This window comes from Sutterella seckii, from assembly GCF_009183815.1.
Lineage (GTDB): Bacteria > Pseudomonadota > Gammaproteobacteria > Burkholderiales > Burkholderiaceae_F > Sutterella > Sutterella seckii.
In genome coordinates this window covers 1-6342 of the sequence record NZ_WEHX01000117.1, presented here as the reverse complement: position 1 = coordinate 6342, position 6342 = coordinate 1, and the positions used below count along the sequence as shown (strand labels likewise).

The 6342-nt window shown below is 60.1% G+C and carries 8 protein-coding genes; 4 read left to right on the top strand and 4 right to left on the bottom strand.

What is annotated here, in order from left to right:
• Window positions 1-113: 113 nt before the first annotated feature.
• Window positions 114-311 (bottom strand): 3D domain-containing protein, encoded by a 198-nt coding sequence (locus tag GBM95_RS13060; protein ID WP_264298101.1) that lies wholly within the window; start codon window positions 309-311, stop codon window positions 114-116.
• Entirely contained in the window at window positions 250-1326 is a 1077-nt protein-coding gene (gene mltA, locus GBM95_RS10750; RefSeq protein ID WP_264298100.1) for a murein transglycosylase A, read from the bottom strand. The genes GBM95_RS13060 and mltA overlap by 62 nt, the downstream gene beginning before the upstream one ends.
• Before the next feature lie 239 nt (window positions 1327-1565).
• Between mltA and rpe the strand changes: the two genes are divergently transcribed.
• From rpe to GBM95_RS10730, 4 genes are read left to right on the top strand one after another with little or no spacing between them, the layout of a single operon-like run.
• Window positions 1566-2264, top strand: a complete 699-nt coding sequence (gene rpe / locus GBM95_RS10745; protein WP_152159092.1) for a ribulose-phosphate 3-epimerase — start codon at window positions 1566-1568, stop codon at window positions 2262-2264.
• Window positions 2261-2956 carry an HAD family hydrolase gene (locus GBM95_RS10740; protein ID WP_152159091.1) on the top strand — a complete coding sequence of 232 codons (696 nt, stop codon included), beginning with the start codon at window positions 2261-2263 and terminating at the stop codon, window positions 2954-2956. The genes rpe and GBM95_RS10740 overlap by 4 nt, the downstream gene beginning before the upstream one ends.
• On the top strand, window positions 2950-3387 hold the full coding sequence (locus GBM95_RS10735) for a DUF1311 domain-containing protein (RefSeq protein ID WP_152159090.1): 438 nt from the start codon (window positions 2950-2952) through the stop codon (window positions 3385-3387). Before GBM95_RS10740 ends, GBM95_RS10735 begins: the two co-directional genes overlap by 7 nt.
• Entirely contained in the window at window positions 3387-4106 is a 720-nt protein-coding gene (locus tag GBM95_RS10730; protein ID WP_152159089.1) for a uracil-DNA glycosylase, read from the top strand. The genes GBM95_RS10735 and GBM95_RS10730 overlap by 1 nt, the downstream gene beginning before the upstream one ends.
• Here the strand turns inward: GBM95_RS10730 and GBM95_RS10725 are convergent.
• Window positions 4088-5890: a M61 family metallopeptidase gene (locus GBM95_RS10725; RefSeq protein WP_152159088.1), complete on the bottom strand. Its 1803-nt coding sequence runs from the start codon at window positions 5888-5890 to the stop codon at window positions 4088-4090. The two genes, GBM95_RS10730 and GBM95_RS10725, sit on opposite strands and share 19 nt — an antisense overlap.
• Window positions 5891-6137: 247 nt before the next feature.
• Window positions 6138-6342, bottom strand: a 205-nt coding sequence (locus GBM95_RS12795; protein ID WP_226963288.1) for a hypothetical protein, incomplete at its 5' end; no start/stop codon positions are given.

Below are 6342 nucleotides of genomic sequence, written 5' to 3'. Positions count from 1 at the left end.
CGTTAAGCCTTGATACTAGGAACCGCCGTATACGGAACCGTACGTACGGTGGTGTGGGAGGACGGCATGGGAACTAATCCCATGCCTCCTACCCGATTTATTCCCGACCGGCCTCACCGCGGCGCATGGGCGCCGCCCGGGAGGATGTCCGCGGGGACGAGGCCCTTCGGAACCAATACCCAGGCGCGCACGCGGCTCTTCTGCCGGCCGGCGGCTTCGCCCGCCTTGTCGCCGAAGCCCCAGAAATAATCAAAGCGCAGAACGCCCCCTGATGGCGCCCCCCGTATCCTGAGCGATGACGGGGCGCGCAAGGCGAAGCTGCGGCCGGTCCTGCTCCGCCTCGATCATGAAGGGCGTGCCTAAGCGCCAGCGGCTCGGGTCGACGGCAACCGAGGCCTCCGGCGTCAGGGGAACGCTCTGGGCGCCGACGGGCCCGAGCGCCGGGTCGCCCGAGCGCTCTTCAAAGAAGATGAAGCTCGGGTTCTGCGCAAGCGCTTTCTTAACCTTGCCGGGGTTCGCCTTCGCCCAGGCGCGGATTCTCTGCATCGAGAGCTCATGGGGCTTGAGGCCTTCCTCGCGGATGAGCCAGCTGCCGATCGAGCGGTAGCGCCAGCCGTTCTGGTCGGCAAATCCCACGCGCATGAAGGTCCCGTCCGGGAGCTCGATTCTTCCCGACCCCTGAACCTGAAGGAAGAAGGCGTCGACCGGGTCGTCCACCCAGGCAATCGCCCATTTCTCCATGTCGCGTCGATCCTGAATGACGCCCCGCTGGTCGTAGGGGATGACCCGGCGGCCGTCGAGCTTCCCGCGAAGGCGCTTGCCCTTGAGTTCCGGATAGAGCTCCGCGAGATCGATGATGAGGAGATCATCGGGAACCCCGTAGATCGGATAGGCATTCTTCTTGCCGCGGACCCTGCTTCCGTGCAGGAGCGGCTCGTAGTACCCGGTCATGAGGCCCGTATCCGTCCTCTCATCGCCTTTGCCGGGGACTTCCACTGCCCAGGGCGTGAAGTTTTCGGCAAAGAAGGCTTCCGCGCGTTCCGGGGATTCGAGCTTCGCCTTCGCGCAGAGTTCGTTCCACGGGGCGCTCGAGAGCCGGGTGCAGGAGAGATTGAAGGCGGAGAGCGCCTCGCTCCAGGCGCCCGCCGGCGCCGGGGGGAGCTTTTCAAAAGGTTGCGCTTCGAAGGTCGTTCCGAGAGGCTTCTTTTCCGGGGGCGTTTCTACGGTCGTGCAGGCCGAGATGAGCCCGAGGGCGGCGAGAAGAAGAAGCGAGGCGGCGCGCCTCGCGCCGGGAAGAAATGCGCGGGAGTTTGAAGGAAAAGCCATGAGGCACCCGAAAAGACCGGAAGGGACAAATCAAGGAGAGAAGTCTAACCGCGGTCGCCAGACTTACGGAAACGCACGCTTTCCATGAAGCCCAATCAGGTTCTCCGGGGGCGAGCGCAGATATACTGAAGCCGGCTTTGGGAGAGCCGGGTCAGGAGAGCGCTCGAGGAAGCGTGTCTTCCGCTCTTCCCGGGGCACTCCTCTTCCTCTCTAATCTTCTTTTCTCCGGAGGCTTCTTCATGCGCACCTGCCGCATTGCTCCGTCCATTCTTTCTGCGGATTTTGCGCGCCTTGGCGAAGAAGTTCGCGACGTTGCCGCTGCCGGCGCCGACTGGATTCATTTCGACGTGATGGACAACCACTATGTGCCGAATCTCACGGTGGGGCCGCTCGTTCTGAAGGCGATCCGCCCGCATGTAACCCTTCCGATCGATGTGCATCTGATGATCGAACCCGTGGATGCGCTGATTCCGAGCTTCATTGATGCAGGCGCGGACATCATCACCTTCCACTGCGAGGCAACGAAGCATATCGACCGGTCGCTGCAGCTGATCCGCAATGCCGGGAAGAAGGCGGGGCTCGTCTTCAATCCCGCGACGCCGCTCTCCTACCTCGACTACGAGCTCGACCGGATCGACGTGGTGCTTCTCATGAGCGTGAACCCGGGCTTCGGGGGACAGAGCTTCATCGAGTCGACGATTGAAAAGACGATGGCGCTTCGCGAGAAGCTCGATGCCTACAAGGCCGAAACCGGCCGCGAAATCGCGCTCGAAATCGACGGCGGCGTGAAGCCCGGCAACATTGCCCGCATCGCCGCGGCGGGCGCCGATACCTTTGTCGCGGGTTCCGCAGTCTTCGGCGCCGGGTCGCCCGAGGGCTATGCGAAGGTGATCCGCAGCATGAAGGAAGCGGTTGCCGCGCTTGGAGACCGCTCATGATCCGTGCGGTCTGCTTTGATCTGGACGGGACGCTGGTGAGCTCGCTCCCCGAGATCGCCGAAGGCGTGAGGCGCCTCGCCCGGAAGGAAGGCTTTGCGCCGGTGCCCGACGAGGTTGTCGCCGTCATGATCGGCGGTGGCGTTCGCGTCCTCATTGAAAGGCTCATGCGCTGGTGGGCTGCCGCCGGAGCGGATCTCTCCAAAGTGTCGGAGGATCAGCTGCTGAAGGAACTCGTTGAAATCTGGTCCGGCATGGACGGAAGCCGCATTGCGCTGATCCCGGGCGCCTTTGAGGGCGTGGCGAAGCTCAAGCAGAAAGGCGTTGCCGTCTGGCTCGTTACCAATAAGGAAGAGTCCCTCGCAAAAGCGTTTCTTGCCGAGCGCGGACTTGAGGACGCCTTTGACGGCGTGATCGGCAGTGGCGGCGCCGCGCGTCCCAAGCCCTGGCCCGACATGATCGAACGCGCCATGCAGGAGGCGGGAGTCAGACCCGACGAATGCGCCATGGTGGGCGACAGCAGAAACGACGCCCTTGCCGCACGCGCTGCCGGCGTGCGCGCCCTTCTCGTGGAGTCAGGCTACAACGAAGGCATTCCGCTTGCCGCCTGGGCAAAAGCGGAAGGATTCACGGAAATTTTCCCCGATACCGGCCGGGCCTGCGCCCGGCTTCTGAAGGAGCTCGAAGCATGCTGAAGGCGCTCTTGGGATTTGCGCTTCTCGTTCCGTTTGCCGTGTCTGCGGCGCCGCAGAAAGAGCCACCCACGGCGGAAGCCGTGGCGCAGTGCTACGGCGCCGTTCAGGGCGACGACCAGGAGGCGCGCGGAAAGTGCCTCGCGATGGAGCTCGAGATGGTGCAGGCGACCTATAAGGACGTCACCGACCGGGTGGCGTCCTACGCCAAGGCGCTCGACAAGCCTTCAGGCACGCGCACGCGCTGGAATAAGTTCATTCTCTCCGGACAGAGCTTTGAGACCTTTGTGAAGCGCGAATGCGATTTCGTCGGGATTACGACGAAGGGGAACAAGCGCGTGGAAGCCAATGCCGAGCTTGCCTGCAGGATCGGCTACTACCGCCTGAGAACAAACATTCTCACCAACCGGCATCTGAGCCAGTCGAGCTACTGATGGAATTTGCGAGATCCGATCTATCTCCCGCAGGCCTCACCGGCCGCTGGAAAACGCTCGTCGAAGCTTTTCTCGCGTCGCCCGAAGGCCGTGAGCTCGCAAGGCGCCTCGCGGCGGAAAAGCGAAACGTCTATCCGCCTCATGCCTTCCGGGCGCTTGAACTCACGCCCTTTGAGTCGGTGCGCGCCGTCATCGTCGGGCAGGATCCCTACCATACGCCGGGAAAGGCCTGCGGGCTCGCCTTTTCGGTGCCGGCCGGGGAAAAGCTTCCGCCTTCGCTCAGAAACATCTTCAAGGTGGCGGCCGAGGGCGGTCCCGTCCGCACGAACGGCGACCTCACGGACTGGGCAAAAGCGGGCGTCCTTCTCATCAATCCCATTCTGACGGTTGCGGAAGGCCTCCCTCTCTCGCATGCCGGCTGGGGATGGGAGCGCCTCACGACGGAAATCATCCGCACGCTCTCCGATGAACGCGAGGGACTCGTCTTCTTTCTCTGGGGGAAGCCCTCCCAGAAGCTTTTCCTGCCCCTGATTGACGCGGAGCGCCACAAGGTTCTCGCGGCTTCGCATCCGTCGCCTTTGTCCGCCGCGCGGGGAGACGACGCCTTCATGAAGTCGCATGTCTTTGCCAAGGCCAATGAGTGGTTCGCAAAGAGAAGCGAACCGCTCATTGACTGGAATGGGATGAAAGAGCAGGAAGCTCAGCCTTCGCTCTTCTGAAGGGGAACGATGCGCTTCGGAAGAAGCCCGAGGAATTCGGAATCGGGACGGGACTTGAGGTCAAGGACGCCCGAGAGAAGCCTCGGCCCCCGGAAGAAATGAATCTTCACCCTGCGGCCGCGGGCGCGTTCAATCTGGCGCTCAAATACGCTCGCGTCCGTCTTCTCCTCGTCGACCGCAATGATTTCGTCGCCGGCGAAAAGTCCGGCAGCGAAGGCCGGGGATGAGGAGACGACATAGCCCGCGGCAACCGCTCCACCCTTCTTTCCGGGATGGATGCCGGCGAGTCTCAGCGCTGCCGGGACTGTCGGGTCGGCTTCTGTCTGAAGCCCCTGAAGATTGAGCGCCTTTTCAACCGCATCAATCCAGAAGGAGCGATTCCCCTTTTCGTAAACAAGCTTCCCGAGGAGCTCGCTCAGGTCGACATGGATGAGCGACTTGAAGAGTTCGCCGATGCCTCCGTCGGGAAGTCCTTTCCAGGCGCCCTGACGGATCTCGTCGGCCGCTGAGCAGTACCAGGCCTGCAGGAAAGACTCGAGCGTTTCCTTCCGCCCGGTAAGGCGCCGGATTTCCGAATCCAGAATGAGCGCGGCAAGCGCACCCTTCGTGTAGTAGGAGATCTGCGAATAGGGAGAGTCTTCCGTCTGACGGTAGAGCTTTACCCAGGCATTGAAGCTCGATTCGGCGAGCGTCATGGCGTCAAAGCCTTCGCGCGTGAGCGCGAAGTTCATGCGTTCGGCGAGGTGTCTGAGATAGTCCTCTTCGGAAATGACGCGGGCTCTTCGCGCGAGAAGGCTCTCATAGTAGGAAGTGAACCCTTCGAAGATCCAGAGATCATGGGTGTATTCCTCGCGTGAAAGATCATAGGGGAGGAATCCTGAAGGCTTCAGGCGCTTTACGAGCCAGACGTGAAAGTATTCGTGCGCGACGAGAATCAGAAATTCGTCGTAGCGCTTCGGGGGCTCTGCTTCTCCTGCGGCAGGAAGCGCATTCACGTCTTCGAGAAGCACCGTGCCGGCACTGTGCTCGAGTCCGCCGTAAAGACCGGGCTCGAGATGGAGGTAGAGCATGTACCGGCTGAAGGGCGCCCGGGGCTCGGCAATCCCCTTCGGGTCATGCCAGAAAAAGTTGGCGGCGTCGAAGATCTTCCTGAGGTCTTCAGCAATCCGCTTGGTGTTGAGGCTCGAGGTCCCCGTGATGATGACTTCATGCGGAACGCATCCGCTATCCACGGTAAAGATCGTCGCCTTTGCGCCTTTCTTCGGCAGAAGCACAAAAGGGGAATCGAGAAGCTCGTCAAGCGATTTTGCCTGCCAGGATGTTCCGTCCGGGGTTTGAAGAGCATCAAGCGCGGAGTGGACATCCCAGTCCTTCGCATCAAAGAGAACGCTGAAAAGGGTTCCCTGAGGGATGGCTGCCGGATGAAGAAAGAGCGCGGGCGGGTTGATGAACCCGCGGTCAGCATCGAGCCAGGCGTCGTGAATGCCTTTTGAATAGGCAAAAACGGACCAATGAACCTCAACCCGGGAAAGATCCGGAATCTCATCCGAGTGAAGGCGCCATTCGGCTTTCCCGATCTGTTCGAGCTCAATGCGAACGCCTGCGGACTCAGCATGAATGTCGCAGACGCGGCCGGAATATTCGCGAAGCACGTAGCTTCCCGGCGTCCAGACGGGCATTTCGAGACGGATGCTTTCTTCCTCAAGGTGAGAGAGGTCGAGCGGGAGCGTCACGTGATAGCGGTGATGAAGGGGATCCGGCGTGATGCGGTATGAGAGCTGCATAAGCGATGTATTCAGGAAAAAACAAAGGGGAAATTCAAGTCAGGCGTTCAGTGTAGGGCAGAGAGCAGAGCTCTTTTAAAAATATTTTTCCGCGACTCTTGACAAAAGGTGAAAGGATCTTCATAATTCGCGTCCTGCTTCGGAAACGAGGCAGCAAAAAAAGAGCTCCGGGAAGCAAACTAAAAGATTTCTTCTAGAGCGCTTGACAAAAGGAAACGACTTCTATATGATTTCGATCCTTCGCTGATCAAACAGCGAAAAGTTCTTTAAAAATCAGATTCAACGAACCGATAAGTGTGAACATCGGAAAGCTTGAGGAGCTCCTGAGGAGCATCGGAATTTCACGATTCCGAAGACTCAAAAATTTTACGAAGTTCGCGCTTATTGAAGCCGAAAGAAAAGAATTTAATTCTTCTCTTTCAATTCCGGCGAAATAAGAGCGACAAAACAGA